Source organism: Okeania sp. SIO2B9 (assembly GCF_010672505.1).
In the GTDB taxonomy this organism is placed as follows: Bacteria; Cyanobacteriota; Cyanobacteriia; order Cyanobacteriales; family Microcoleaceae; genus Okeania; species Okeania hirsuta.
Map to the genome: position 1 here is coordinate 1 of NZ_JAAHGK010001191.1, position 2,370 is coordinate 2,370.

Below are 2,370 nucleotides of genomic sequence, written 5' to 3' on the forward strand. Positions count from 1 at the left end.
TCAGGAAACCGAAAAATTATGAAAAATGACTGCCAGAATCATAAAACCCAGATGGGTATTGAACTTGTAACTTCTTAAATAGATACCAAATGGCTTCTATAAACAAGTCTCCGCGATCATAGAAAATGGGATCTATTTTTCACAGTATAAGCTGCGAAAAACTACCCTATAAGTTCTAATACTATACCTTAATTCAGTAAAATTCTATTCTGAAAAGATTGGTAGTTTTTCTCAAAAAAAAGTTTTTTAACATAAAAAAAATCTAGTTATTGGATTAAAAAATTTTTACGAATAGAAAGTAAAATTACTATACAAGCAACCTTCAATAACCAAGGAATAACGTTAAAAAACCATATTAATCCAATGAATCCTATACAGGGTGCGAGCAAGCGAGGAATCCCATCCAGAGTTTTGACATCAGAATTGACACTGACAAAAATAGCCAGACAAGAAATACATAAGGGAATTATATAGTTCAGATTCATGGTATTTATGAGTGATTTATAAATTAATGAGCGATCTAGATAAACAGTATAGCTAAAGATCGAATAAGTTCCCATCTTAGAGCTGATTTATAAAGTAAATATTAAAAGGATAAATAAGGCTTCATTGACTTTCAATCTGAGGTATAATTTGACCTTGGGATTGCACACAAAACAGAATTAGTGCAAAAATCAAAATATATAATAGTTGCAATAACCATATTTTATTTGCAATTGGCGACTTGAGAATAACAGTGAAATCACTGAAAAATTACTGATAAGTTTTCTGCCCTCAGTGGAAGCACGGAAACCTCCAAACTGTCAAAGTTTTTAGGTGAAATTTGAGTTCCTCAACTAAAAAAGTAAAAGCATAAACTTATTAATTTTATTCATCATTAAACGAATAAATTCCTGAAATAATTCAGGAAGATCGGCATTTGCAGAAACTAAAGTAGTTAATTTCAATTATTCAAGGTAAGTTACTAAAAGTTTTTAACCATGTTAGGTAAATTTTTCCACAAACCAGAAGCAGAAAATAGCGATCGCGTTCCTCCCGGTCAATACTTGGCTAAAGGCTTCCCCGTACTGACTTATGGCGAAACTCCTAATATCAGTACAGATACATGGGAATTGAAAGTATGGGGTTTGGCTAAACCATTAACCTTTACTTGGTCAGACTTAATGGCCATGCCACAAAATCACTTCACAGCAGATTTTCATTGTGTGACTCGCTGGTCAAAACTAGATGTTCAGTGGACAGGAGTAAAAGTTACAGATTTGATGGGTCATGTAGAAGTCGATCCTAAAGCTGTCCATATTATGGAACATTGTTATGGAGGCTATACTACTAATATTTCTGTGACTGATTTTCTCAGAGAAGAAAATTTCTTTGCCCACACTTTATTTGGTGAGCCATTACCAGCAGATCATGGTGGCCCTGTGCGATTGGTAGTTCCTCACCTCTATGCTTGGAAAAGTGCCAAATGGATTAATGGATTAGAATTCCTCAAAGATGAAGAGTTAGGTTTCTGGGAGAAGAATGGTTATCACACAAGAGGTGAACCTTGGGCAGAAGAGCGTTATAGTAGCTCTGGTTTTTAAGTATATTTTTTGGCGAAGAGTTGTCTAGTTTTTAGATAGTAAAGTTAACCTGGTATTACAACTGCGAATATTGATCGTGATTTTTCCATCAGAGTTTTTGATGTTTTTAAAGAATGTATAGACAGATGTTCCATGAAATGACTTTACTCAGGATTTTAGAAAATGTATATTTATCACAGTTTTCATTTTAGGCGATCGCTATATATTTATAGCTTTTCTAGATTTTCTGAATATTTATGGCAGCACCAATAAATTGTATATGTGATGAATAAAAAAGTTTCATTACTCTGACGTGAAGATTCACTTTTATACCAATTTGATCAATGTTTGCTACATTTTCTTGAGTAAGGGAGTAGGGGAGTGGGAGACCCACCCCTAACCCATCCCATTAGGGGGAGTGGGTGAGAAGTAAACATAAGAATAATTAGGGCTTACCGATCAAAGATAAAAGCATTGATATATCAAGGTTTTAGCTGTTTTAGGTTGAAAAAAGTGCGCCTGTTTTTGCTCAAGAAAGCTCAAAAAACTAGCATTTTGTGCAAGAGTTGGGCAGAAAAATGGCGTTGCATAATTGCGGGATGATAATCACATTTGCACCCATCTGAAAATGTTGATAGATTAAAACAAATTTTTTGACACATATCAAAATCATCCCATGATGATGCAACGCCGAAAAATTAAGGGACAAAACTTAGCTCCTACCTCTTCTACATTCCCCGTCCCTCCTGTCTCCTGTCTCCTGTCTCCTGTCTCCTCCCCTCACCCATAAGACTTTTTCAGCAAACCC

Annotated in this window: 1 protein-coding gene; it reads left to right on the top strand. The window is 34.9% G+C overall.

The annotated features are described in order from the left end of the window. The first annotated feature begins 980 nt into the window (after positions 1–980). The gene (locus tag F6K13_RS28805; RefSeq protein WP_124144322.1) at positions 981–1,583 is read left to right on the top strand and encodes a sulfite oxidase-like oxidoreductase; all 603 of its coding nucleotides are present in this window, start codon (positions 981–983) and stop codon (positions 1,581–1,583) included. The last annotated feature ends 787 nt before the right edge of the window (positions 1,584–2,370 follow it).